The sequence below is a fragment of the Pseudomonas linyingensis genome (genome assembly GCF_900109175.1).
Lineage (GTDB): Bacteria > Pseudomonadota > Gammaproteobacteria > Pseudomonadales > Pseudomonadaceae > Geopseudomonas > Geopseudomonas linyingensis.
On the sequence record NZ_FNZE01000002.1, the window covers coordinates 21459 to 43899 of the forward strand.

At 69.4% G+C, this 22441-nt stretch carries 24 protein-coding genes and 2 riboswitches; of the genes, 14 read left to right on the forward strand and 10 right to left on the reverse strand.

The annotated features are described in order from the left end of the window. Positions 1–80: 80 nt before the first annotated feature. The 8 genes from BMZ19_RS02530 to BMZ19_RS02565 all read right to left on the reverse strand — a co-directional run bounded on the left by BMZ19_RS02530 (position 81) and on the right by BMZ19_RS02565 (position 6579). On the reverse strand, positions 81–764 hold the full coding sequence (locus BMZ19_RS02530) for an OmpW/AlkL family protein (protein ID WP_090307320.1): 684 nt from the start codon (positions 762–764) through the stop codon (positions 81–83). 114 nt (positions 765–878) lie between these two features. Then, a complete protein-coding gene (locus BMZ19_RS02535; protein WP_090306438.1) occupies positions 879–1397 on the reverse strand; it encodes a DUF3299 domain-containing protein in 519 nt (172 codons plus the stop codon). Between the two features lie 20 nt (positions 1398–1417). Next, positions 1418–2680: an ABC transporter permease gene (locus BMZ19_RS02540; RefSeq protein WP_090306440.1), complete on the reverse strand. Its 1263-nt coding sequence runs from the start codon at positions 2678–2680 to the stop codon at positions 1418–1420. Positions 2681–2684: 4 nt separating this feature from the next. After that, positions 2685–3389 (reverse strand): ABC transporter ATP-binding protein, encoded by a 705-nt coding sequence (locus BMZ19_RS02545; protein WP_090306444.1) that lies wholly within the window; start codon positions 3387–3389, stop codon positions 2685–2687. Positions 3390–3471: 82 nt separating this feature from the next. Beyond that, the gene (locus BMZ19_RS02550) at positions 3472–4044 is read right to left on the reverse strand and encodes a DUF2796 domain-containing protein (RefSeq protein WP_090306447.1); all 573 of its coding nucleotides are present in this window, start codon (positions 4042–4044) and stop codon (positions 3472–3474) included. 120 nt (positions 4045–4164) lie between these two features. After that, the gene (trxA, locus tag BMZ19_RS02555) at positions 4165–5034 is read right to left on the reverse strand and encodes a thioredoxin (protein WP_090306451.1); all 870 of its coding nucleotides are present in this window, start codon (positions 5032–5034) and stop codon (positions 4165–4167) included. Between the two features lie 148 nt (positions 5035–5182). Then, entirely contained in the window at positions 5183–5737 is a 555-nt protein-coding gene (gene thpR, locus BMZ19_RS02560) for an RNA 2',3'-cyclic phosphodiesterase (RefSeq protein ID WP_090306456.1), read from the reverse strand. A 182-nt stretch (positions 5738–5919) separates the two neighbouring features. Beyond that, positions 5920–6579 (reverse strand): class I SAM-dependent methyltransferase, encoded by a 660-nt coding sequence (locus BMZ19_RS02565; protein WP_090306458.1) that lies wholly within the window; start codon positions 6577–6579, stop codon positions 5920–5922. Between the two features lie 116 nt (positions 6580–6695). Here BMZ19_RS02565 and nrdR point away from each other — a divergent pair, with 116 nt between their 5' ends. The 14 genes from nrdR (at position 6696) to BMZ19_RS02635 (ending at position 18165) form a co-directional block, all read left to right on the forward strand. Continuing rightward, complete coding sequence (nrdR, locus tag BMZ19_RS02570) at positions 6696–7160, forward strand: transcriptional regulator NrdR (protein ID WP_090306461.1); 465 nt, start codon at positions 6696–6698, stop codon at positions 7158–7160. Positions 7161–7166: 6 nt separating this feature from the next. After that, positions 7167–8291 (forward strand): bifunctional diaminohydroxyphosphoribosylaminopyrimidine deaminase/5-amino-6-(5-phosphoribosylamino)uracil reductase RibD, encoded by a 1125-nt coding sequence (gene ribD / locus BMZ19_RS02575; protein ID WP_170847693.1) that lies wholly within the window; start codon positions 7167–7169, stop codon positions 8289–8291. 110 nt (positions 8292–8401) lie between these two features. Further along, a riboswitch (FMN riboswitch) is annotated at positions 8402–8553 on the forward strand. 120 nt (positions 8554–8673) lie between these two features. Then, positions 8674–9336, forward strand: coding sequence for a riboflavin synthase (locus tag BMZ19_RS02580; protein WP_090306463.1), 663 nt, complete (start codon positions 8674–8676; stop codon positions 9334–9336). Positions 9337–9371: 35 nt separating this feature from the next. Beyond that, positions 9372–10463 (forward strand): bifunctional 3,4-dihydroxy-2-butanone-4-phosphate synthase/GTP cyclohydrolase II, encoded by a 1092-nt coding sequence (gene ribBA / locus BMZ19_RS02585; RefSeq protein ID WP_090306465.1) that lies wholly within the window; start codon positions 9372–9374, stop codon positions 10461–10463. Between the two features lie 62 nt (positions 10464–10525). Further along, entirely contained in the window at positions 10526–11002 is a 477-nt protein-coding gene (ribH, locus tag BMZ19_RS02590; RefSeq protein ID WP_090306466.1) for a 6,7-dimethyl-8-ribityllumazine synthase, read from the forward strand. Next, a complete protein-coding gene (gene nusB / locus BMZ19_RS02595) occupies positions 10999–11478 on the forward strand; it encodes a transcription antitermination factor NusB (protein WP_425287154.1) in 480 nt (159 codons plus the stop codon). The genes ribH and nusB overlap by 4 nt, the downstream gene beginning before the upstream one ends. Positions 11479–11488: 10 nt before the next feature. Beyond that, a complete protein-coding gene (gene thiL, locus BMZ19_RS02600) occupies positions 11489–12469 on the forward strand; it encodes a thiamine-phosphate kinase (RefSeq protein WP_090306468.1) in 981 nt (326 codons plus the stop codon). Next, positions 12456–12950, forward strand: a complete 495-nt coding sequence (locus BMZ19_RS02605; protein ID WP_090306470.1) for a phosphatidylglycerophosphatase A family protein — start codon at positions 12456–12458, stop codon at positions 12948–12950. Before thiL ends, BMZ19_RS02605 begins: the two co-directional genes overlap by 14 nt. 73 nt (positions 12951–13023) lie before the next feature. Continuing rightward, the gene (locus BMZ19_RS02610; protein ID WP_090306473.1) at positions 13024–13668 is read left to right on the forward strand and encodes a retropepsin-like aspartic protease family protein; all 645 of its coding nucleotides are present in this window, start codon (positions 13024–13026) and stop codon (positions 13666–13668) included. A gap of 77 nt (positions 13669–13745) precedes the next feature. Then, a complete protein-coding gene (locus BMZ19_RS02615; RefSeq protein ID WP_090306476.1) occupies positions 13746–15326 on the forward strand; it encodes a thymidine phosphorylase family protein in 1581 nt (526 codons plus the stop codon). Positions 15327–15338: 12 nt separating this feature from the next. Then, a complete protein-coding gene (locus BMZ19_RS02620; RefSeq protein ID WP_090306478.1) occupies positions 15339–16262 on the forward strand; it encodes a ribose-phosphate diphosphokinase in 924 nt (307 codons plus the stop codon). A 57-nt stretch (positions 16263–16319) separates the two neighbouring features. Further along, positions 16320–16931 carry a GTP cyclohydrolase II gene (gene ribA, locus BMZ19_RS02625; protein WP_090306481.1) on the forward strand — a complete coding sequence of 204 codons (612 nt, stop codon included), beginning with the start codon at positions 16320–16322 and terminating at the stop codon, positions 16929–16931. Beyond that, a complete protein-coding gene (locus BMZ19_RS02630; RefSeq protein ID WP_090306484.1) occupies positions 16928–17350 on the forward strand; it encodes an MFS transporter in 423 nt (140 codons plus the stop codon). Before ribA ends, BMZ19_RS02630 begins: the two co-directional genes overlap by 4 nt. Further along, positions 17350–18165, forward strand: a complete 816-nt coding sequence (locus tag BMZ19_RS02635) for a cobalamin-binding protein (protein WP_090306488.1) — start codon at positions 17350–17352, stop codon at positions 18163–18165. Before BMZ19_RS02630 ends, BMZ19_RS02635 begins: the two co-directional genes overlap by 1 nt. Before the next feature lie 64 nt (positions 18166–18229). On the opposite strand, the gene BMZ19_RS02640 is transcribed toward BMZ19_RS02635, so the two are convergent. Both BMZ19_RS02640 and dxs read right to left on the reverse strand, forming a co-directional pair. After that, entirely contained in the window at positions 18230–20164 is a 1935-nt protein-coding gene (locus BMZ19_RS02640; RefSeq protein ID WP_090306491.1) for a TonB-dependent receptor, read from the reverse strand. Between the two features lie 100 nt (positions 20165–20264). Continuing rightward, positions 20265–20478: riboswitch (cobalamin riboswitch) on the reverse strand. A gap of 42 nt (positions 20479–20520) precedes the next feature. Then, positions 20521–22431, reverse strand: coding sequence for a 1-deoxy-D-xylulose-5-phosphate synthase (gene dxs / locus BMZ19_RS02645; protein WP_090306492.1), 1911 nt, complete (start codon positions 22429–22431; stop codon positions 20521–20523). Positions 22432–22441 lie beyond the last annotated feature (10 nt).

Genomic DNA, 22441 nt, shown 5'->3' on the forward strand with positions numbered 1-22441 from the left:
GTGTTAAAAGCACACCAGCGAAACGACAAAGGCACCCGAAGGTGCCTTTGTCGTTTCTGTCACCGCAGGGGTAACGGGTATCAGAACTTGTAGCCGAGGCCGACCATGTAGACCATCGGATCGACGTCGACGTCGACTTTGACATCCGCACCACCAAAGGAAGTGGTTGCTTCGGTATCGATGTCGATATAACGGACTTGGGCGTTGAGCATGACGTTGTCGGTCAGCATGTAATCCATACCCACTTGGGCGGACAGGCCCCAGGAGTCGTCCAGATCCAGGCCGCTGAAACCTTTGGCCTCAGCCGAACTGTCCAGTTTGTCGTCGAAGAACCAAGTGTAGTTGACACCCAGGCCAGCGTAGGGCTGGAAGACGGACTGGCTGTCCATCGGGTAGTAGATCACGCTCAGGGTCGGCGGCAGGTGCTTGAGTTCGCCGAGGTCACCATTCAAGCCAGCAAAGGGACCGGCAAAGCCTTTTACGCCGACATCATGGGTGAAGGGGGTGGCGGCCAGCAGCTCGATGCCGATGTTGTTGGTCAGCATGTAGGCGAAGTTCAGGCCCAGCTGGGTGTCGCTGTCCAGCGTTGCCTTGGTGCCAGGCACGCTCACGCCCAAGGCGCCGACGTAGATATCGCTGCTGTCTTCATGCGGGTCGACGGTGATGGCGCCGGCACGCACGATGATGTCGCCGGCTTCGAAAGCCTGGGCAAAGGGAGCAGCTACGGCCAGGGCCAGCAGGGACGCGGTGAGGGTTTTGCGGATCATGGGAGAACTCCATCCAAATGTTCTGTATCGACTGGTGCTTATGCTAGCGGGACGGAGAGCGCGTGCGTTGATCCAGCTCAACAGTGCTGCGCAGGAATATCGGCGGGGTTCCTAACCGTGCGGCAGTTCATAAGGGCGGATGCGCTCGGCCTGCATCCGGTAGCCGGCTTCGGCCAGTTCGCTGGAGCTGGCCTCGACGCGCAGCTCGCCCTCGATCCAGAACGGTTGCCACAGATCGTCGAGCGGCAGGCCCTGCTCGCTGCGCACATGGACGATCTGGTTGGAGGGCGGCGGCGGGACATGGATGCAGGCCCCGAAGTACGGCACCAGCAGGAACTCGCGTACTAGGCCGGCGGCATCGATCTCCAGCGGCACCACATAGCCCGGCAACTGCACCCGCTGCCCATGCAGCGCCTGTACCACCGGCGCGGCGGGTGACTGCTGGGTGGCGGCCGGAGCGCTTTCCGCCGCCAGGGCGTCGGCCAGCTGCGACAGGTCGTGGAAGGCCGCCGGTGGTGGAGGCGGCGGCGCGCCCTCGGGAATCATCTCTTCCCAGTTGAGGATACGCAGGCCCTCGGCCAAGGCGGGGGTGGCCAGCAGGGCCAGGGCAAGCAGCAGGTGACGCAGCATGCGGGTTCTCCGGAATCCGTTCACAGGCGGATGGTCAGGCCGTCGGCCAGCGACTGGCGGTAGGCGCGCCAGGCCGGCACCACGCCCATCAGCAGGGCGGCGGCCAGAATAGCGCCGAGCAGCGTCCACTCATAGGGACTGGGCAGCGCGAACGGCAGGTTGAGGCCGTAGTTGGCCTGCAGGTAGCCCTGGCTCAGGCCGATGCCCAGGTACAGCAGGCCCACCCCGAGCAGCACGCCGGTCACGGCCAGCGTGAAGGCCTCCAGCACCAGCAGGCTGCCGATGTGCCAGGGGCGTGCACCCACGGAGCGGAGAATGGCCATTTCCCGGCGGCGTTCGTTGAGGCCAGCGAGGATCGCAGTGAGCATGCCGATCAGACCGGTCAGCACGACGAACAGCGAGACCACGAGCAGCGCCTGCTCCGCCGTGCCCATCAGGCTCCACAGTTCCTGCAGGGCGACGCCGGGCAGGATCGCCAGCAGCGGCTCGCCGCGGTATTCGTTGATCTGCCGCTGCACGGCGAAGGTGGCGATCCTGCTGTTCAGGCCCAGCAGGAAGGCGGTGATGGCCTTGGGTTGCAGGTCCATGGCTCGCGCTTGCTCGGCGCTGGCCTTGCCGGCGCCCCGGGCCGGCACGCCATTCTGCCAGTCGATGTGCAGCGCCTCCATGCCGGCGAGGGAAATGTGCAGAGTGCGGTCCACCGGCGTGCCAGTGCGGGCGAGGATGCCGGCCACGGTGAAGGGTTTGTCGTCGTGCTGCACCAGGCTCACGGTGCTGACGCCATGGGCCAGCACCAGCTTGTCGCCCAGCTTGTAGTGCAGCGTTTCGGCCACCTCGGCGCCGAGCACCACGTCGAACAGGTCTGCGAACGGTTTGCCTTCGGCCAGTTGCAGCGGCTGCCTCCGTCCGTAGCGGTAGTGCTCGAAGTAGGCAGCGCTGGTGCCCATCACCCGGTAGCCCCGGTGGGAGTCGCCGAGGGAGATCGGGATGGCCCATTTCACCCGCTTGTCCTGGCTGACGGCTTCGTAGCTGTCCCAGCGGATGTTGTTGGTGGCGTTGCCGATGCGAAACACCGAGTAGAGCAGCAGGTTCACCGAGCCGGAGCGGGCGCCGACGATCAGGTCGGTGCCGCTGATGGTGGCGGCGAAGCTGGCGCGTGCCTCGGTCCGCACCCGTTCGACCGCCAGCAGCAGACAGACCGAGAGGGCGATGGCGAAGATCGTGAGCAGGGCGGTGAAGCGGCGGTTGGCGAGGCTGGCCAGGGCCAGGCGCAGAAGGTGCATGGGCTCAGTCTCCCCGCCGCGCGGCGCGATTGAGTTCATCCAGCGCCAGATGGCGATCGAACAGCGCTGCCAGGCTCTGGTCATGGCTGACGAACAGCAGGCTGGCGCCGGCCTGGCGACACTCGGCGAACAGCAGTTGCAGGAAGGCCTCGCGGGCGTCGGCGTCCAGCGCCGAGGTTGGCTCGTCGGCGATCACTAGTTCTGGCTGGCCGATCAGCGCGCGGGCGGCGGCCACCCGCTGCTGCTGGCCGATCGACAGGACGTCGGCACGGCGCTGCAGCAGTTCTTCCTTCAGCCCCAGGTGGCGCAGCAGGGCGGCGGCGGCCTGGTCGATGCTGCCGTGACGCTGGCGCGCCCGCTGGGCGCGCAGCCGCGAGAAGCGGCAGGGCAGTTCGACGTTCTCGCGCACGGAGAGGAACGGCAGCAGGTTGAACTGCTGGAAGATGTAGCCGGTGTGGTCGACGCGGAAATGATCACGGGCACTGGCGGAAAGTTTCGTCAGGTCCTGACCGAGGAGGCGGATGCTGCCGCGACCGGGTTTCTGCACCCCGCCGAGCAGGCCGAGCAGGGTGGTCTTGCCGCTGCCGCTGGGGCCTTTGAGAAAAAGGCTTTCGCCCCGGTGCAGGCGGAACTCGGGGATGTCCAGCAGTTCCGGGTAGCCGGGCCAGGCGAAGCCCAGGCCCTGCAGTTCGATCAGTGTCTGAGTCATGGGATGTCGGCCGGGTCTGCAGTAGGTTCGGGGCTGGGCGAGCGGGGCACGACGCTGCGCGTGACATGGCGTCGTGCGGCCCTCAGAAATCCAGGCTGGCGTTGGCGGCAGTCAGCTCGGCGCCTTGCTGGCCATTCGGGCCGATCAGTTGTACCTGGACTTTCTCGGTAGCGGGGAATTGCTTGAACAGCGGGGCGAGGTCCAGGGCCTGGAGTTTGTCCGGGCTGCTGCACTCCAGCTGGTAGTGGGTGTGAATGTCGCTATGTTCGTGCTCATGGTCCCCGGCATGCTCGTGGTGATGTTCCGCCTCCTCGAAGAGAGGGCTTTCCAGCTCCTGGGATACCACCTTGCAGCCGGCCTCGGCGGGGATGGCGAAGAGCTCCAGTGGCTTCTCCAGTTGGGCGCGGGTCACGGCAACTTTGTGTTTGTCGGCGTCGCTGCTGGCCGCGTGCTCGAAACCCACCAGGTTCATGGCGGGGCTTGCCAGCTCCAGCTCCAGCATCTTGCCGTCCAGCGCCGCGCTCAGGCGGGCCACGCCATGCTCGTGGGCGCCGAGGCTGCCGTGCTCGTGCTCGTGCTCGTGCTCGTGAGTCTGGGCCTGGGCCACGGCTAGAGGCAGCAGGGTGAAGGGCAGGGCAAACAGCAATGCGCGCATGTGGACTCCGGCTATGGCGGGGAGATTTTGTTATGTTGTAACAAAACTCCCCCGTTCTGGCCAGTGCTGCCCGGCGCCCGTCGGAGGTGGAGCCGCAGGCAGTCTCTTCGCCGGCTTTTATCAGTACAACGCCTGATACAGCCGGCGCCGGTAGGTGATCACCAGCGGGTGCTGGTTGCCGAGCAGGTCGAACACCTGCACCAGGGTCTTGCGCGGCAGGTCGTCGGCGTAGCCGCGATTGCGCATGAACAGGCGCAGCAAGCCGTCGAGCGCCGCCTCGTGCTGCTGGCGGGCGAGCTGGTGGATGGCCAACTGGTAGGCAGCCTCGTCGTCGTCGGCATTCTGTGCCAGGCGGCTCTTCAGCTCGGCGGCTTCCGGCAGGTCGACCGCCTGGCGCAGGAAGGTCAGCTGCGCACGGGCGCCGGCCAGCTCCGCCTGGTGTTCGTCGCCCTTCACCGCATCGAGTACCGCCTGCGCCTCGTCCAGTGTGCCGCGTTCGGCCAGGCAGCGGGCGTAGAGGATCAGCGCCGCCGCGTTGCCGTTATCCTCGCTCAGCAGTTGCTTGAGCAGCTGTTCCGCGGCGCCGATCTGCCCGGCGGCGTACTGGGCGTGGGCGCTGTCCAGCAGGTCGGCCTGCGGCGGTGCCGGCTCCTGCACGTGGGGCGCGAGCAGGGTGCGGATCGCCGATTCCGGCTGGGCGCCGGCGAAGCCGTCGACCGGCTGGCCGTCCTTGAACAGCACCACGGTGGGCAGGCTGCGGATGCCGAAGCGCGCGACTATGTCCTGCTCGATGTCGCAGTTGACCTTGGCCAGCAGCAGCTCGCCCTGGTAGCCCTCGGCGATCTTCGCTAGCAGCGGCATCAGTGCCTTGCACGGCGCGCACCACTCGGCCCAGAAGTCCACCAGCACCGGCTTGTGGAAGGAGTTCTCGATCACCAGCTGCTCGAAGCTGGCGGTGGTGACGTCGAAGATGTACGGGGTTTCGCTCATCGGGAGTCTCGGAAGCGGCGCTGCGGATGAAAAAGTCCTGCATGGTAAGTGGGGGCGCGCGGCGGGGGAAGCAAGGGCGTGCGGAGCGTGGGTCGGTGCGCTGCCGCGTGTTGCTGCGCTGGCCCTGCGATTGACCGCGGGCGGTCTCTCAGCGCGGCGTGCCGGGCCGGCGCAGCGGTTGCAGCCCCGGCTCCAGCGGCCAGTTGCCCAGTTCGCGGTGGCGCACGCCGCGGGCGGTGGTTTCCGAGGCGTAGAGGGCGAAGCGCTCGACCGGCCAGGCGAAGTCGGGGGCCGCTTCCGCCGGTCGGGCGCCGGCGTGGCGGATCAGGGTCAGGTGGGCGCGGAACGGGCGGGTGTCGAGGGTGACGCCGGCGGCCAGCAGGCGCTGCTGCAGGTCGCCGACCAGCACCGACAGGGGCTCAGGCATCCGGCTCGGCTCCAGCCAGAGCAGACCGCGGCGGCCGCCGCCGAGGCGGTCCAGGTGCAGCTCGAAGGGCGGCGCCTCGATGCCGGCGGCGAGCAGCTGCAGCTCTTCCAGACGGGCGCGCGGCTGCTGGCCGAGGAAGGCCAGGGTCAGGTGCAGGTTGTCCGCCGCCACCGGCTTGCCGCCCAGGGCCAGGCCGTCGCGCCAGGTGCAGATGGCCGTGGTCAGCTCGGCCGGGCAGGGCAGGGCGAAGAACAGGCGCAGGGTGTCGGTGGGCATCGCGAGGCTCCCGAGTGAGGGTGACTGCCTGACAGTATTGCCGGGAGTGGCGGGATCCGCCTGCGGGGTATTGCATCGGGCGAGCGTCGGGAGGCCCAACCTCGGGGCGCTCAAGGGACGCAGTTCTGCCAGCGGAGCAAAGGCTTCGCCGCGAGGGCGCGCCTCCCACAGGAGCGGGAGGCTCAGCCCCTTGTGGCGTGGTACAGGCTGACCGTGCGGAATTCGTGGGGCTCGGCCAGGTCCGGCCAGGTGCAGGCATCCAGCACGGCCAGGCGTCGGTACAGCGGGTGCTGGAAGTCGCGCACCCGCGAGTCGGCGACCAGCGCCTCGCGTCCGCGCGACAGGAAGGCGTCGAGCAGTGGCAGGTTGGCGCGGTCGTAGAGCACGTCGGCGACCAGAATCAGGTCGAAGCGGTCCGCCTCGGCGAAGAAGTCCGTCGCATAGCCCAGTTCGACGCCGTTCAGTGCGGCATTGGCGCGGCAGGCGGCCAAGGCCAGCGGGTCGAGGTCGCAGGCCACCACCTCGGCGGCGCCGGCCCTGGCGGCGGCGATCGCCGCCACGCCGCTGCCGGCACCGAAGTCGAGCACCCGCTTGCCGCTCACCCACTCGGGACGCTCGGCCAGCCAGCGCGCCAGCGCCAGGCCGCTGGCCCAGCAGAAGCACCAGTACGGAGGCTCCTCGAGAATGCGCCGGGTCTCCTCCGGGCTGAAGGCGCGGTCCATGTTGTCAGCGTCGATCAGCCACAGGCGGATATCGCTGCCGGGCAGCGTGGCGGCGCTCAGCTGGGCGTCGCCGAGCAGGGCGTGCAGCGGGGCGAGCAGTTCGACGGGCGGTTGGGGCATGGGCGGCTCCGGTGCGTTGGTCCGGGCGTCCTTATAACCCGGCGCCGGCGACTTGTCTTGAGTGCGCCATGGGTTACCATGACCGCCCACTTTCTCTCTCTGCCGGCCGAGCCATCATGCACTGTCCCTTCTGTGGCGCCCACGACACCAAGGTCATCGACTCGCGTCTGGTCGCCGAGGGCCAGCAGGTGCGCCGGCGCCGCGAGTGCCTGGCCTGCCAGGAGCGCTTCACCACCTTCGAGACCGCCGAGCTGGTGATGCCGCGGCTGATCAAGTCCGACGGCGTGCGTCAGCCGTTCGACGAGGACAAGCTGCGCGCCGGCATGCAGCGCGCGCTGGAGAAGCGCCCGGTCAGCGTCGAGCGTCTCGAGGAAGCCATCGCCCACATCAAGCACAAGCTGCGCGCCACCGGCGAGCGCGAGGTGAAGTCGCGGGTGGTCGGCGAGATGGTGATGGACGAATTGCGCCGCCTCGACGAGGTGGCCTACATCCGTTTCGCCTCCGTCTACCGGCACTTCCAGGACCTCGACCAGTTCCGCGAGGAGATCGAGCGCCTGTCCCGCGAACCCGGCAAGGGCTGATTTTTCATGCAAGATTCCATTCAGGCCGGTGATCAGGCCTACATGACCCGTGCGCTGCAGCTGGCGCGCCAGGGCCTGTTCTCCACCCATCCCAATCCGCGCGTCGGCTGCGTGATAGTCGCAGCTTGCGGCGAGATCGTCGGCGAAGGCTGGCACGTGCGTGCCGGCGAGCCGCACGCCGAGGTGCACGCGCTGCGCCAGGCCGGCGAACGCGCCCGCGGCGCCACCGCCTACGTGACCCTCGAGCCGTGCAGCCACCACGGCCGCACCCCGCCGTGCGCCGAGGCGCTGGTCAAGGCCGGGGTCGGCCGCGTGGTCGCGGCGATGCAGGATCCCAATCCGCAGGTCGCCGGACGCGGCCTCGAACGGTTGCGCGCGGCGGGTATCGCGGTGGCCTGCGGCGTGCTGGAAAGCGAGGCGCGCGAGCTGAATGTCGGTTTCGTCAAGCGCATGGAGCGGGGCCTGCCGTACGTGCGGGTCAAGCTGGCGATGAGCCTGGACGGGCGCACGGCCATGGCCAGCGGCGAGAGCCAGTGGATCACCGGGCCGGCCGCGCGCGCTGCGGTGCAGCGCCTGCGCGCGCGCTCCAGCGTGATCGTCACCGGCGCCGATACCGTGCTGTTCGACAATGCGCGCCTCACCGTGCGCGCCGACGAGCTGGGCGTGGAGGCCGAGCAGGCGGCGCTGGCCGCGGCCCGGCCGCCGCTGCGCGTGCTGATCGACGGCCAGCTGCGCGTGCCGCTGACTGCGGCCTTCTTCCAGGCTGGTCCGGCGCTGGTGGCCTGCTGCGACGATGACGGCCGCGCCGCCGAGTATCAGGCCGCCGGCCACGAGCTGCAGGCCCTGCCACGTGGCAACGGCCATGTCGATCTGCCCCTGCTGCTCGCCGGGCTGGCCGCCGGCGGCGCCAACGAGGTGCTGGTCGAGGCCGGGCCGCGCCTGGCCGGCGCCTTCGCCCGCAAGGGTCTGGTCGACGAGTACCAGATCTTCATGGCCCCGCAGCTGCTCGGCTCCAGCGCCCGGCCGCTGCTCGACTGGCCGCTGGAGCACATGGCCGAGGCGCCGCAGCTGGCCATCCGCGAGATCCGCGCGGTGGGCAACGACTGGCGGATCATCGCCGTGCCGGCGTGACGCATCCGGCCTGACGGCGCAGGGGGACGCCCCATGCAGCCTAGTCCGGACCGCGGTGCTCCGCCGCGGCAAAAATATGGTACAAAGTCCCCCGCGGCCGCCAGCGGCCGCGACGTTCTCAGGGCGGGGTGCAATTCCCCACCGGCGGTGATGGCGCGCAGCGTCCAGCCCGCGAGCGCCTGGCGCCTCCCCGGCGGCAGGGTCAGCAGATCCGGTGCGACTCCGGAGCCGACGGTTACAGTCCGGATGATAGAGAGCGGGATTCCTGCCACGGGGCGGTCCGTCCGCGCCCGCGCGATCCCTTTCTGTCCGTGCCCTGTTTTAGCCAAAACAGGAGTTCGACCATGCAAGTGAATACCCCCATCGCGGTGCGGGAGGCCTGATGTTCACCGGAATCATCGAAGCCATCGGCAGCATCCGCGCCATGACCCCCAAGGGCGGCGACGTGCGCGTCTACGTCGCCACCGGCAAGCTCGATCTCGGCGACGTCAAGCTCGGCGACAGCATCGCCGTCAACGGCACCTGCCTGACCGCGGTGGAACTGCCCGGCGACGGCTTCTGGGCCGACGTCAGCCGCGAGACCCTGACCCGCACCGCCTTCGGCGACCTCAAGGTCGGCAGCCCGGTCAACCTGGAAAAGGCGCTGACCCCGACCACCCGCCTCGGCGGCCACCTGGTCAGCGGCCACGTCGACGGCGTCGGCGAGATCGTCTCGCGCGCCGACAATGCCCGCGCCATCCAGTTTCGCGTGCGCGCACCGCGCGAGCTGGCCAAGTACATCGCCCTCAAGGGCTCGATCACCGTCGATGGCGTCAGCCTGACGGTGAACGCGGTGGATGGCGCCGATTTCGAGCTGACCATCGTGCCGCACACCCTGCAGGAAACCATCATGGCCGACTACCGCAGCGGTCGCCGGGTCAACCTCGAGGTCGACCTGCTGGCGCGCTACCTGGAGCGCCTGCTGCTCGGCGACAAGGCCGCCGAACCGGCCGCCGCCGGCATCACCGAGGCGTTCCTCGCCGAACACGGTTTTCTCAAGGGCTGACGCCTTTTCATCACGAATTCAACAAGGGGGTGCCTGTGGCGCTCAACAATATCGCCGAGCTGGTCGAGGACATTCGCCAGGGCAAGATGGTCATTCTCATGGATGACGAGGATCGCGAGAACGAAGGCGACCTGATCATGGCCGCCGAGTGCGTGCGCGCCGAGGACATCAACTTCATGGCCAAGCATGCGCGCGGCCTGATCTGCATGCCGATGGACCGCGAGCGCTGCGAGCGCCTCGGCCTGCCGCTGATGGTGCAGCGCAACGGCTCCGGCTTCGGCACCAAGTTCACCGTATCAATCGAGGCCGCCGAAGGGGTGACCACCGGCATCTCCGCCGCCGACCGCGCGCGCACCGTGCAGGCCGCCGCGGCCCTCGATGCGGTCGCCGCCGACATCGTCAGCCCCGGCCACATCTTCCCGCTGATGGCCCAGCCCGGCGGCGTGCTGGCGCGCGCCGGCCACACCGAGGCGGCCTGCGACCTGGCGCGCATGGCCGGCTTCCAGCCCAGCGGGGTGATCTGCGAGATCATGAACGACGACGGCAGCATGGCCCGTCGTCCGGAGCTGGAAGAGTTCGCTGCCGAGCACGGCATCAAGATCGGCACCATCGCCGACCTGATCCACTATCGCCTGGTCCACGAGCACACCGTCGAGCGCATCTCCGAGCGCCAGCTGGACAGCGAGCTGGGCCAGTTCAAGCTGTACACCTACCGCGACCAGGTCGAGGGCCAGGTGCACCTGGCGCTGATCAAGGGCGAGATCCGCGCCGACGAGCCGACCCTGGTGCGCGTGCACAACATGGACCCGCTGCGCGACCTGCTCAGCGTCAAGCGTCCGGGCCGCTGGAGCCTGCGCGAGGCGATGATCAAGGTCGCCGAGCAGGGCAGCGGCGTGGTCCTGCTGCTCAACCATGCGATCAGCGGCAACGAGCTGCTGGCCCTCCTCGAGGAGCAGCTCGGCGGCGGCAAGCCGGCCGAACCGACCACCTACAGCACCGTCGGTGCCGGCTCGCAGATCCTCCGCGATCTGGGCGTGCGCAAGATGCGCCTGCTCAGCTCGCCGGTGCGCTTCAACGCGATATCCGGCTTCGATCTGGAAGTTGTAGAATACGTCACCTGCGAATAACGCTATCTGTGAATAACACCTCGGGGCGCACTGGCGCCCCGGCTCTTTATCTGGAATCCGTCATGACCCTGAAGACCATCGAAGGTACCTTCATCGCCCCCAAAGGCCGTTACGCCCTGGTGGTCGGCCGCTTCAACAGCTTCGTCGTGGAAAGCCTGGTGCAGGGCGCCATCGACGCCCTGGTGCGCCACGGCGTCAGCGAAAGCGAGCTGACCATCATCCGCGCGCCGGGTGCCTTCGAGATCCCGCTGGTCGCCCAGAAGGTCGCCCAGCGCGGCGAGTTCGACGCCATCATCGCCCTCGGCGCGGTGATCCGCGGCGGCACCCCGCACTTCGAGTACGTGGCCGGCGAATGCACCAAGGGCCTGGCCCAGGTGTCGCTGCAGTTCGGCGTGCCGGTCGCCTTCGGCGTGCTGACCGTCGACTCCATCGAGCAGGCCATCGAGCGCTCCGGCACCAAGGCCGGCAACAAGGGCGCCGAAGCCGCCCTGTCCGCTCTGGAAATGGTCAGCCTGCTGGCGCAGCTGGAGGCCAAGTGAGCGAGCACGACAGCCAGACCCCGGGCCCCAAGGCCTCGCGCGGCAAGATCGCCATGCGCCAGAAGGCGCGCAGCCTGGCGGTGCAGGCCCTGTATTCGTGGCAGCTGGCCGGCCAGCCGATCAACGAGATCGAAGCGCAGTTCCGCGTCGACAACGACTTCAGCGATGTCGACGGCGCCTACTTCCGCGAGATCCTCCACGGCGTGCCGCGCCTGAAGTCGGAGCTGGATGCCGCCTTCGCGCCCTGCCTCGACCGCCCGGTCGAGGAGCTCGATCCGGTGGAACTGGCGATCCTGCGCCTGTCCACCTACGAGCTGCTCAACCGTGCCGACGTGCCCTATCGCGTGGTGATCAACGAAGGCATCGAACTGGCCAAGGTCTACGGCGCCACCGACGGCCACAAGTTCGTCAACGGCGTGCTCGACAAGCTGGCGCCGCTGCTGCGCAGCGCCGAAGTGCGCGGCAAGCGCAGCTGATCTCCGCTCCATGGCTGCCCTCGGCGAATTCGAGCTGATCCACCGCTACTTCGCCGCGGCGGCCTGTGCCGCGCCGGTCCCCGGCGTGGCGCGAGGCATCGGCGACGACTGCGCGCTGCTGCAATTGCCTCCCGGCGAACAACTGGCGGTGTCCACCGACACCCAGGTCGCCGGGGTGCATTTCCCCGACCGTCACGATCCCTTCCTGCTCGCCCAGCGCACGCTGGCCGCGGCGACCAGCGATCTGGCGGCGATGGGCGCCACGCCCGTCGGCTTCACCCTCGCCCTGACCCTGCCCCAGGCCGATCCTGCCTGGCTGGAGGGCTTCGCCCGCGGCCTCGACGTCATGGCGCGTGCCTGCGACCTGGCGCTGATCGGCGGCGACACCACCCGCGGCCCGCTGAACATCAACGCCACCGTGTTCGGCCGGCTGCCAGCCGGCCAGGCCCTGCTGCGCTCTGGCGCGCGGCCCGGCGATCTGTTGTGCATCGGCGGGCCGACCGGCGAGGCGGCCGCGGCGCTGCCCTTGGTGCTCGGCGAGCGTGATCCGAACGGTGAGGGCGATGGCGAGCTGCTGGCGCGCTACTGGACGCCGCAGCCGCAGCTGCTTCTCGGCCAGGCCCTGCGCGGCCTGGCCAGCGCGGCGCTGGACGTCTCCGACGGCCTGCTCGCCGACTGTGGGCACATCGCCGAGCAGTCCGCCGTGGCGCTGCTCGTCGACGCCGAGCGGGTGCCGCTGACCGCCGCCCTGCGCGAGGCGGCCGGCGAGCGGGCCCTGCAGCTGGCGCTGAGCGGCGGCGACGACTACGTGCTGGTCTTCACCCTGCCGCCCGCCGCCCTGCCAGGGCTGCAGGCCAGCGGCCAGCCGTTCCATGTCATCGGGCGGGTCGCGGCGGGCAGCGGCGTGCGCGTGCTCGACCGTGACGGTCGCGACATCACCCCCGCCGCCGCCGGCTACCAGCATTTCGGAGGCCCGGATGGCCAAGCCTGAACGTCCCGACGTCGCGCCGGCCTCGATCTGGCGCGACCCCTGGCAGTTCATCGCCTTCGGTTTCGGCTCCGGCGCGATGCGCAAGGCGCCGGGCACCTGGGGCACCCTGGTCGGCCTGCTGTTCGTGCCGCTGCTGCAGCTGCTGCCGCACTGGGGCTATGGGTTGATCCTGCTGCTCGGTTCGTTGTTCGGCTTCTGGCTGTGTGGCAAGGTATCCCGCGATCTGGGCGTGCACGACCACGGCGGCATCGTCTGGGACGAGATCGTCGGCATCTGGATCACCCTGTGGCTGGTGCCGCCGGGCTGGCACTGGCTGCTGGCCGGCTTCGTGCTGTTTCGCGTCCTAGACATCCTCAAGCCCTGGCCGATCAGCTGGGTTGACCGCCATGTGCACGGCGGTGTCGGCATCATGCTCGACGATCTGCTCGCCGGCATCGCTGCCTGGGGCCTGCTGCACGGGCTGGTCTGGCTGTTCGGCTGAGCCACCAGCCACCGGTCAACAACCACGCCCCTCGCCCGGTTCGGGAGAGGGGAGGACAAAAAGGAGATTTGTCATGCGTTGCTTCCTGGCTTTGTGTCTCGGCGCGCTGCTTTGCGCCCCCTTGGCCGCGGCGCCCCAGGTGCAGGTGGTCGGCCTGTTCCCCGGCGCGGCGGTGGTCACCGTCGACGGCCAGCGTCAGCTGCTCAAGGTCGGCCAGAGCGGCCCGGCCGGGGTCACCCTGGTCAGCGCCGATGCGCGCGGCGCGGTGCTGCGCGTCGATGGCGTCGACACGCCGTTCGGCCTGTCGCGCGAGTACAGCGGCGCCGGCTACGCCGAGCCGCAGCGCCAGCAGCTGAGCATCGCCCGTGGCCAGGGCGGTCACTACTGGGTGGCCGGCTCGATCAACCGGCAGGGCGTGCAGTTCCTGGTCGATACCGGCGCCTCCTCGGTGGCGATGAACGAGGCCCAGGCCAGCCGTCTCGGCCTCGACTACAAGACCCGCGGTCAGCCGATGCAGGTCAACACCGCCGGCGGCGTGGTGCCGGCCTGGCGGATGACCCTCAACAGCGTCAAGGTCGGCAGCCTCGAGCTGCTCGGCGTCGAGGCGGCGATCATCGCCGGCGGCTCGCCCGGCGAGGTGCTGCTGGGCATGAGCTTCCTCAACCGGGTCGGCTGGCGCGAGGAGCAGGGCGTGCTGCGCCTGGAGGGCAAGCACTGAGCGCGGGCGCCGATTTGCTTGCCGCTGGCGCCTATGCGGCGGCATAGTCCAGACGTTGTCACCTACAGGCCTGCCCCATGGAAAACACCCCGCCCGCAGCTGATGGCTGCGCCTGCGAAGCAGCGACCCTGCAGCTGCGCCGCGTCGCTATCGATACCTACCGCGAGAACGTCGCCTACCTGAACCGCGACTGCGGCGTGTACCGCGCCGAGGGGTTCCAGGCGCTGTCCAAGGTCGAGGTGCGCGCCAACGGCCGGCGCATTCTCGCCAGCCTCAACGTGGTCGACGACCCCGCCATCGTCGACTGCGGCGAGCTGGGCCTGTCCGAGGACGCCTTCGCTCAGCTCGGCGTGGAAAATGGTCATCCGGCGAGCGTTTCCCAGGCCGAGCCGCCGTCGTCGATTCCCGCCCTGCACCGCAAGATCGCCGGCGAGCGCCTGGACCGCGAGGATTTTCGCGCCATCGTCCGCGACATCGCCGAGCACCGCTACTCGAAGATCGAGCTGACCGCCTTCGTGGTGGCCACCAACCAGGGCGAGCTGGACCGCGAGGAGGTGTACTTCCTCACCGACGCGATGACCGGCGTCGGCCGCCGCCTCGACTGGCACGAGCACCCGGTGGTCGACAAGCACTGCATCGGCGGCATCCCCGGCAACCGCACCTCGATGCTGGTGGTGCCGATCGTCGCCGCCCACGGCATGCTCTGCCCGAAGACCTCGTCGCGGGCGATCACCTCGCCGGCTGGCACCGCCGACACCATGGAGGTGCTGGCCAACGTCGAGCTGCCGTTCGTCCGCCTCGAGGAGATCGTCCGCGAGCACCGCGCCTGCCTGGCCTGGGGCGGCACCAGCGAGCTGTCGCCGGCCGACGATGTGCTGATCGCCGTCGAACGGCCGCTGTCGATCGACTCGCCGGGGCAGATGGTCGCCTCGATCCTGTCCAAGAAGGTCGCCGCCGGTTCCACCCACCTGGTGCTGGACATCCCGGTGGGGCCGACCGCCAAGGTGCGCTCGATGCCCGAGGCGCAGCGCCTGCGCAAGCTGTTCGAGTTCGTTTCCGGGCGCATGGGCCTGACCATCGACGTGGTGATCACCGACGGCCGCCAGCCGGTGGGCAGCGGCATCGGCCCGGTACTGGAGGCGCGCGACGTGATGCGCGTGTTGGAGAACGACCCGCGCGCGCCCAATGACCTGCGCCAGAAGGCCCTGCGCCTGGCCGGACGGATGCTCGAGTTCGACCCGGACGTGCGTGGCGGCGACGGCTACGCCATCGCCCGCGACATCCTCGACTCCGGCCGCGCGCTGGCCAAGATGCAGGCGATCATCGCCGCCCAGGGCCACAAGGCGTTCGACCACAACGCGCCGGCGCTGGCGCCGCTGAGCTTCGAGGTGAACGCCGGACAGGACGGCGTGGTGGTCGCCATCGACAATCTGTTGCTGGCGCGCATCGCCCGTCTGGCCGGGGCGCCCAAGGTGCAGGGCGCCGGAGTCGACCTGCTGTACAAGCTCGGCGAGCGGGTCGCCGCCGGTGCACCGCTGTACCGCGTGTACGCCGCCTATCCGGCCGACCTCGAGTTCGCCCGCCAGGCCAGTCAGCGCAGCTGCGGCTTCACCCTGGGCAGCGCCGACGAGCTGCCGCACCTGTACGTCGAGTTCTGAGGAAGGTCATCGATGAGCGCACTGCTGCTGTATTTCGCCGACGAACGTGATGCCGCCGAACGTCTGGCCGCGGCGGCCGGCCTGCCGGCCGCGGGCATCGAACGCCACCGCTTTCCCGACGACGAGCTGCGCCTGCGCCTGCCGCTGGCTGAGGGCGAGGTGCTGGCCGACACCCTGGTGCTGTACCGCAGCCTCGACCGCCCCAACGAGAAGCTGGTCGAGCTGCTGCTGGTGGCCGGCGAGGCGCGCCGTATCGGCGCCCGCCGCCTGCTGCTGGTGGCGCCGTACCTGGCCTACATGCGCCAGGACATCGCCTTCCATCCCGGCGAGGTGGTCAGCCAGCGGGTGGTCGGCGAGTTCCTCGCCGAGCGCTTCGATGCGGTGCTTACCGTCGACCCGCACCTGCACCGCATCGCCACGCTGGCCGAGGCGATTCCGCGCGGCGAGGCACTCAGCCTGTCCGGCGCGCCGCTGCTCGCCGAACTGATCGCCGGCAAGGTCGTCAACCCGCTGCTGATCGGTCCGGATGCCGAATCGCGGCAGTGGATCGAGGCGGCCGCCGCGGGGCATGGCTTCGACTTCGGCGTATGCAGCAAGGTGCGCCATGGCGACCGCCAGGTCGATATCGCCCTGCCCGAGGTGGCGGTGCAGGGCCGCGCGGTGGTGCTGCTCGACGATGTGGCCAGCTCCGGGCGCACCCTGGCGCGCGCCGCCGAGCTGCTGCTGGCCGCCGGCGCCGCCTCGGTGGACGCGGCGGTGACCCATGCGCTGTTCGCCGCCGATGCCCTGGAGATCATCCGCGCCGTCGGCGTGCGCGAGGTGTGGAGCAGCGACTGCATCGGCCATCCGAGCAATGCGGTCAGCGTGGCGCCGCTGCTGGCCGCGGCCTTGGCCCGGCTGGGCGTCGGCGCGGCGGATGGAGGCAATCCCGAGTGACCGCGTCGGCCATGCTGCTGCTACAATCGGCCCCTTACGTCTAGCAGGAGTGTCCCGGTGTCCGTCGTCTTTGTCGCCGCCTCGAAGCTGCCAACCCCCTTTGGCGTGTTTACCATGCATGGCTTTCTCGATGAGGCCACCGGCAAGGAGCACGTCGCCCTGACCCTGGGCGACGTCGCCAACGGCGAGCCGGTGCTCGGCCGTCTGCACTCCGAATGCCTGACCGGCGATGCCCTGTTCAGCCTGCGCTGCGACTGCGGTGCCCAGCTCGAAGCGGCGCTGGCGGCCATCGCCGCCGAAGGCCGCGGCGTGCTGCTGTACCTGCGCCAGGAAGGCCGCGGCATCGGCCTGCTCAACAAGATCCGCGCCTACGAGCTGCAGGACGCCGGCGCCGACACCGTCGAGGCCAACGAGCGCCTGGGCTTCGGCGCCGACCAGCGCGACTACGCGATGTGCCGGCCGATGCTCGACCATCTGGGCATCCGCGCCCTCAAGCTGATGACCAACAACCCGCGCAAGCTCAAGGCGCTGGAAACCTACGGCATCCGCCTGGCCGAGCGCGTGCCGCTGCACAGCGGCCTCAACCCGCACAACAAGCACTACCTGGCGACCAAGGCCGGCAAGCTCGGCCACCTGCTCGGCAACCTGCACCAGGCCGAGGACCAATGAGCCAGGCCGGCGTGCAGCGGCCGCTGTTTTCCCGCCGCTGGTGGGGACTGCTGGCCGTGGCGCTGCTGCCGCTGGCCCTGCTCGGCGCCTTCGGTCCCGAGCAGGCGCCGCTGCCGGACAGCCTGGCCATGCCGCTGTTCATCGCCGCGCTGCTGAGCATGTTCGTCGGCCTGCCGCTGTTCCGCCGCTACAAGCATGCGCTGATCGGCTGCGGTCGCGCCCTCAACGCTCCGGATGAAGGTGCCGCGTGGACGGAACTGGCGCTGGCGCAGCGCCACGGCCTGCTCGGCGCGCTGCTGCCGGCCTGGTTCGCCGCGCTCGGCCGGCTGGCCGACCTGCATGGCGTGCCGGTACTGCTGCTGGTGTTCGCCAGCGTGCTGATCGCCATCCTCTACCGACTGCCGCGCCAGCTGCGCTGATGCGCCGCCTGCTGCTCGCCATGCTGCTGGGCGCCGCGCTGGCGCAAGCTGCGGAACCGGTCGGGCAGGGCGCCCGGCGGGTGGTGGCGCTGGCGCCGTCGCTCAGCGAGATAATGCTCGAACTGGACGCCGCCGAACGCCTGGTCGGTGTGCTCGACGGCGGTCCGCGCCTGCCGGCGCTGGCCCATCTGCCCTCCCTCGGTCGGCATGGCCAGCTCAGCATGGAAACCCTGCTCAGCCTGCAACCGGACCTGATCCTGCTCTGGCCGGACAGCGTCGGCCCGGCGGTGCAGGCACAACTGCAGAGCCTCGGCATCCCGCTGATCGAGGCGCAGCCGCACAGCCTCGAGGAACTGGCCGGGCAGCTGGCGGCGATCGGCGCCGCGGTCGGTCATGCGGAACAGGGCGAGCGCCTGGCCGCGCGGATGCGCGCGGGCGTGCGCGAGCTGGCCGTCCGGCATGCCCGCGCCGAGCCGTTGACGGTGTTCTATCAGGTCTGGGATCGCCCCATGTATACCCTCGGCGGGCGGCAGATCATCAGCGACGCCCTGCGTCTGTGCGGCGCGCGCAACGTATTCGCCGATCTCGCCCTGCCGGCGCCGCAGGTCAGCGTCGAGTCGGTGCTGGCTCGCGATCCGGCGGTGATCCTGCTCGGCGAGCCGGGTCAGGCCGCCGCCTGGCAGGCCTGGCCGCAACTCACCGCGGTGCGCCGCGGCCAGGTCTGGGACGTGCCGGACGAGGGCCTGGAGCGGCCGAGCTTCCAGATGCTCGCCGCCACCGCGAAGCTGTGCCGGCTCCTGGATCAGGCGCGCTGAGTTTCACTGCTTGAAACGACGAGGCCCCGCCTTAGACGGGGCCTCGTCGTTTCTGCGGTCAGGCTCAGAAGCGGTAGCCGACGCTCAGCTGCACCTCTTCCTCGGGCGCCGCATACAGGGCCTTGTTGCCCGGCGTCCAGTCGGAGTGGCTGGCGAAGGCGTCGTAGCGCTTGCCGGTCAGGTTGTTGACCCGCAGCTTGCCGGTGAACTGGCGGTAGTCGTAGGTCAGTGCCGCATTGAATACCGTGTAGCCGCCTTCGCGCGGCAGGGCGTGCGCGTTGTCGCTGGACAGGTAGCGGGCGCCGGTATACACCCCTTCCAGCCGGGCGTTCAGCCCTGGCAGCAGCCGGTAGTCGAGATGGGCGCTGGCGCCGTGGCGGGCGACGCCGGGGACGTCGTTGCCCTTGAAGCTGCCGGCGCGGTACTCGGCGTCGGTGAAGCTGTACTGGCCGCCCAGGCTCAGGCGCTCGCTCAACTGGCGTTGGCCTTCGAGCAGCAGGCCGTCTCGGCGGGTCTGGTCCAGGTTGACGTTGGCGCCGAGGCCGAAGGGGCCCGGTGCGCTGGGGTCGTACATCAGCTCGTCGTCCAGATCGAGACGGTAGACGCTCAACTGGTAACGCTGCACGCCGTCATCCCACTCCACGCCGCTCTCCCAGGATTCACCGGTCTGCGGCTTGAGGAACTCGACGCCGGGACTGACGAAGCCGTTCTCGTCGATGTTGGCCCAGCGCAGCACGTCCTCGCGCTTGACGAACAGGCGGGTCTGCGCGTCGGCCTGCCAGGACAGACCGACGCTGCTGCTGCCTTCGCGGTCGGTGTGGGTCTTGCCCACGGCATGGTTGCGGTCCTCCGCCTCGCTGGCGCGATAGCCGAGGGTCAGGATCAGATCGCGGCCGAGCGGCTGACTGAGCTGGGTGTACCAGTCGCGCAGGGTCTGGCGGAAGTCGCTGCCCCACGAGGCCTGGTAGTCGCTGGTGATGTGGTCGTGGCCGAGCAGCCACTCGCTGCGCCCGAGGTCGGTATCCCAGCGCGCGGTCAGGCGCGGGCTGAAGCTTTCGATGCGGGTGCCCTGGGTGAAGGGCGAGGTGCCGAAGGCGCTGTTGTAGGCGCCGACGCCATCCTGGTCGCTGTGGCTGTAGTCGAGGTTGGCCGCCCAGATGTCGCCGAGGTGCTGTTCCACGGCGAAGCGGTGTACCTGGGTCTTGCTGTCGCTGAAGCCGTTGCTGTTGGCGTCGAAGCTGGCCTTGCGGTCGCTGCGCTGCTGGGTTTCGCTCAGGTAGCCCGGCAGCTGCAGCTCGTCGTCCACCGTCTGGTACTCGTACAGCGCCCAGCCCTGGGCGTGCTCGTAGCGCAGACGGCCGAAGGCGTTGCTGTAGTCGGCGTTGTTGTGGTCGCGGTAGTTGTCGGTGTGACGGGTCTCGCCGCTGGCATAGGCGGAGAAGCCGCCGCCCAGTTGCTGGAACACGTGGCCACGGTAGGCTTCCAGGTCGTGGCTGCCCTGGCTGGTTTCCACGTAGGCCTCGTTGCTGCGCGGGGTGCGGGTGATGATGTTGATCACCCCGCCGACCGCCTGGTCGCCGTACAGCACGGTGCCGGCGCCGCGCAGGATCTCGATGCGCTCGATGTTGGCCAGCGGCACGCTGTTGAGGTCGGCGCCGGCCAGCGCCGGCTGGTTGAGGCGGCGGCCGTCGACCAGGATCAGCGTGTTGTTCACCGCGTTCTCGCCGAAGCCGCGTAGGCTGGGGGTGGCGCGGCTGCCGTCGCCGATGATGTCGCGCAGCTGCACGCCGGCCTGGCCGCGCAGCACGTCCTGCAGGCTTTGGGCGCCACTGCGCTCGATCTCGGCGCGCGGAATCACCCGCACGCTGGCCGGGGCTGGCTGCTCCAGCGGCGTGGCGCGGGTGACGATCAGCGGCAGGACGTTGTCGGCGGCCGGCTCGGCGGCCAGGCTCAGGCCGGGGACCAGGGCAATGGCCAGCGCCAGACGGGAAACTTTCATTGATGAATCCTCAAAAGTGGAAGGCAGACTTTCGAGGAGGGCAGGAACCAGAGACGCGCCGACGAACGGCGCGTGACTGACGGTGCGGCCCTCCGCAACACCTGTCGAATCCGTCGGGGCCGGTCTCCGGGCTGTCGACACGCACCGCGCTCGCCTTCCCATGCGCGAGGCACAGTGGCGGTTGAGCGGGCGGCGATCGCTGGGATCGCGGTCGATTACCGTTGCGGGGGCAGCGCCGGGATTGTCCGCAGGACGCACCGGCTTCCCGTTTAACGCAGGCCTCTGGCCCGCGCACCCTGACGAAAAGCAAAACGCCGCGCACCTTAGTGCGCGGCGTGGTGAAACTCAAGCAGCTTTCAGACGACTCGAGCTGAATCTTTCTCAAGCAGCGCCAGGCGCTGGCGCACCGCGGCTTCGATGCCGGCGGCGTCCAGGCCGCATTCGGCGAGCATCTCGCTCGGCTTGGCGTGCTCGACGTAGTAGTCGGGCAGGCCAAGCTGCAGCAGCGGCTTGACGATGGCCTCGCTGGCGAGGAATTCGCCGACCGCCGAGCCGGCGCCGCCCATCACGGTGTTCTCCTCGATGGTCACCAGCAGCTCGTGGTGGGTGGCCAGCTGGCGCACCAGGGTCTCGTCCAGCGGCTTGACGAAGCGCATGTCGACCACGGTGGCGTCCAGGCGCTCGGCCACCTGCAGGGCCTCGGCCAGCTGCACGCCGAACACCAGTAGGGCGACCCGCTGGCCCTGGCGACGCACCACGCCCTTGCCGATCTCCACGCCTTCCAGCGCCGGATCGATCGGCGCGTTGGGACCGCTGCCGCGCGGGTAGCGCACCGCCGCCGGGCCACGGTAGTGGTAACCGGTGGAGAGCAGCAGGCGCAGCTCGTTCTCGTCGCTCGGGGTCATCACCAGCATGCCGGGGATGCAGCGCAGGAAGGAGATGTCGAAACTGCCGGCGTGGGTCGGGCCGTCTTCGCCGACCAGACCGGCGCGGTCGATGGCGAACAGTACGTCGAGGTCCTGCACCGCCACGTCGTGGATCAACTGGTCGTAGGCGCGCTGCAGGAAGGTGGAGTAGATCGCCACCACCGGCTTGGCGCCCTCGCAGGCCAGGCCCGCGGCCAGGGTCACTGCGTGCTGCTCGGCGATGGCGACGTCGAAGTAGCGCTCCGGGAAGCGCTCGGCGAAGGCCACCAGGTCGGAGCCTTCCTTCATCGCCGGGGTGATGCCGATCAGCCGTTCATCGCGCGCGGCCAAGTCGCACAGCCACTGGCCGAACACCGCCGAGTACTTCGGTCCCGCCGCCTTCCTGGGCGCCTGTTCGCTACCCGGCTCGAGCTTGCTGATGGCGTGGTAGCCGATCGGGTCGGCCTCGGCCGGGGCGAAGCCCTTGCCCTTCTTGGTGACGATGTGCAGGAACTGCGGGCCCTTGAGCTCGCGCATCTTGCGCAGGGTGCCGATCAGGGTCGGCAGGTCGTGGCCGTCGATCGGGCCGATGTAGTTCCAGCCCAGCTCCTCGAACAGGGTGCCGGGCACCAGCATGCCCTTGGCGTGCTCCTCGGTGCGGCGGGCGATTTCCCAGGCGCCGGGGATGCGCGAGAGGATCTTCTTGCTGCCCTCGCGCATGCTGGCGTAGGTGCGGCTGGAGAGGATCTTGGCCAGGTAGTTGGACAGGCCGCCGACGTTCTTGGAGATCGACATGTCGTTGTCGTTGAGCACCACCAGCATGTCGGCGTTGGTTTCCGAGGCGTGGTTGAGCGCCTCGAAGGCCATGCCGGCGGTCAGTGCGCCGTCGCCGATCACCGCCACGGTACGCCGCTCGTTGCCCTGCAGGCGGTTGGCCAGCGCCATGCCCAGCGCGGCGCTGATCGAGGTACTGGAATGACCGACGCCGAAGGTGTCGTACTCGCTCTCCGCGCGGCGCGGGAAGGCGGCCAGGCCGTGCTTCTGGCGCAGGGTGGCCATCTGCTCGCGGCGTCCGGTGAGGATCTTGTGCGGGTAGGCCTGGTGGCCGACGTCCCACACCAGACGGTCGCGGGGCGTGTCGTAGACATGGTGCAGGGCGATGGTCAGCTCGACCACGCCAAGACCGGCGCCGAAATGCCCACCGGTGCGTGCCACGGTGTAGAGCATGTACTGGCGCAGCTCGTCGGCCAGGGTCTCCAGCTCGCCTTCGCTGAGGGTGCGCAGCGCGGCGGGGCTGTCGATGCGGTCGAGCAGGGGCGTGTCGGGCCGCTGGCGGGGAAACTCGTGCAGCGTCTTGGGCATCGGACGGGTT

What these genes read in the sequence shown, in the direction of transcription:
- BMZ19_RS02535 (WP_090306438.1), bottom strand. Translation starts at nt 1,397, where the DNA reads ATGCTGCGTCACCTGCTGCTTGCCCTGGCCCTGCTGGCCACCCCCGCC.
- BMZ19_RS02540 (WP_090306440.1), bottom strand. Translation starts at nt 2,680, where the DNA reads ATGCACCTTCTGCGCCTGGCCCTGGCCAGCCTCGCCAACCGCCGCTTC.
- BMZ19_RS02545 (WP_090306444.1), bottom strand. Translation starts at nt 3,389, where the DNA reads ATGACTCAGACACTGATCGAACTGCAGGGCCTGGGCTTCGCCTGGCCC.
- BMZ19_RS02550 (WP_090306447.1), bottom strand. Translation starts at nt 4,044, where the DNA reads ATGCGCGCATTGCTGTTTGCCCTGCCCTTCACCCTGCTGCCTCTAGCC.
- trxA (WP_090306451.1), bottom strand. Translation starts at nt 5,034, where the DNA reads ATGAGCGAAACCCCGTACATCTTCGACGTCACCACCGCCAGCTTCGAG.
- thpR (WP_090306456.1), bottom strand. Translation starts at nt 5,737, where the DNA reads ATGCCCACCGACACCCTGCGCCTGTTCTTCGCCCTGCCCTGCCCGGCC.
- BMZ19_RS02565 (WP_090306458.1), bottom strand. Translation starts at nt 6,579, where the DNA reads ATGCCCCAACCGCCCGTCGAACTGCTCGCCCCGCTGCACGCCCTGCTC.
- nrdR (WP_090306461.1), top strand. Translation starts at nt 6,696, where the DNA reads ATGCACTGTCCCTTCTGTGGCGCCCACGACACCAAGGTCATCGACTCG.
- ribD (WP_170847693.1), top strand. Translation starts at nt 7,167, where the DNA reads ATGCAAGATTCCATTCAGGCCGGTGATCAGGCCTACATGACCCGTGCG.
- BMZ19_RS02580 (WP_090306463.1), top strand. Translation starts at nt 8,674, where the DNA reads ATGTTCACCGGAATCATCGAAGCCATCGGCAGCATCCGCGCCATGACC.
- ribH (WP_090306466.1), top strand. Translation starts at nt 10,526, where the DNA reads ATGACCCTGAAGACCATCGAAGGTACCTTCATCGCCCCCAAAGGCCGT.
- thiL (WP_090306468.1), top strand. Translation starts at nt 11,489, where the DNA reads ATGGCTGCCCTCGGCGAATTCGAGCTGATCCACCGCTACTTCGCCGCG.
- BMZ19_RS02605 (WP_090306470.1), top strand. Translation starts at nt 12,456, where the DNA reads ATGGCCAAGCCTGAACGTCCCGACGTCGCGCCGGCCTCGATCTGGCGC.
- BMZ19_RS02610 (WP_090306473.1), top strand. Translation starts at nt 13,024, where the DNA reads ATGCGTTGCTTCCTGGCTTTGTGTCTCGGCGCGCTGCTTTGCGCCCCC.
- BMZ19_RS02615 (WP_090306476.1), top strand. Translation starts at nt 13,746, where the DNA reads ATGGAAAACACCCCGCCCGCAGCTGATGGCTGCGCCTGCGAAGCAGCG.
- BMZ19_RS02620 (WP_090306478.1), top strand. Translation starts at nt 15,339, where the DNA reads ATGAGCGCACTGCTGCTGTATTTCGCCGACGAACGTGATGCCGCCGAA.
- BMZ19_RS02630 (WP_090306484.1), top strand. Translation starts at nt 16,928, where the DNA reads ATGAGCCAGGCCGGCGTGCAGCGGCCGCTGTTTTCCCGCCGCTGGTGG.
- BMZ19_RS02635 (WP_090306488.1), top strand. Translation starts at nt 17,350, where the DNA reads ATGCGCCGCCTGCTGCTCGCCATGCTGCTGGGCGCCGCGCTGGCGCAA.
- BMZ19_RS02640 (WP_090306491.1), bottom strand. Translation starts at nt 20,164, where the DNA reads ATGAAAGTTTCCCGTCTGGCGCTGGCCATTGCCCTGGTCCCCGGCCTG.
- dxs (WP_090306492.1), bottom strand. Translation starts at nt 22,431, where the DNA reads ATGCCCAAGACGCTGCACGAGTTTCCCCGCCAGCGGCCCGACACGCCC.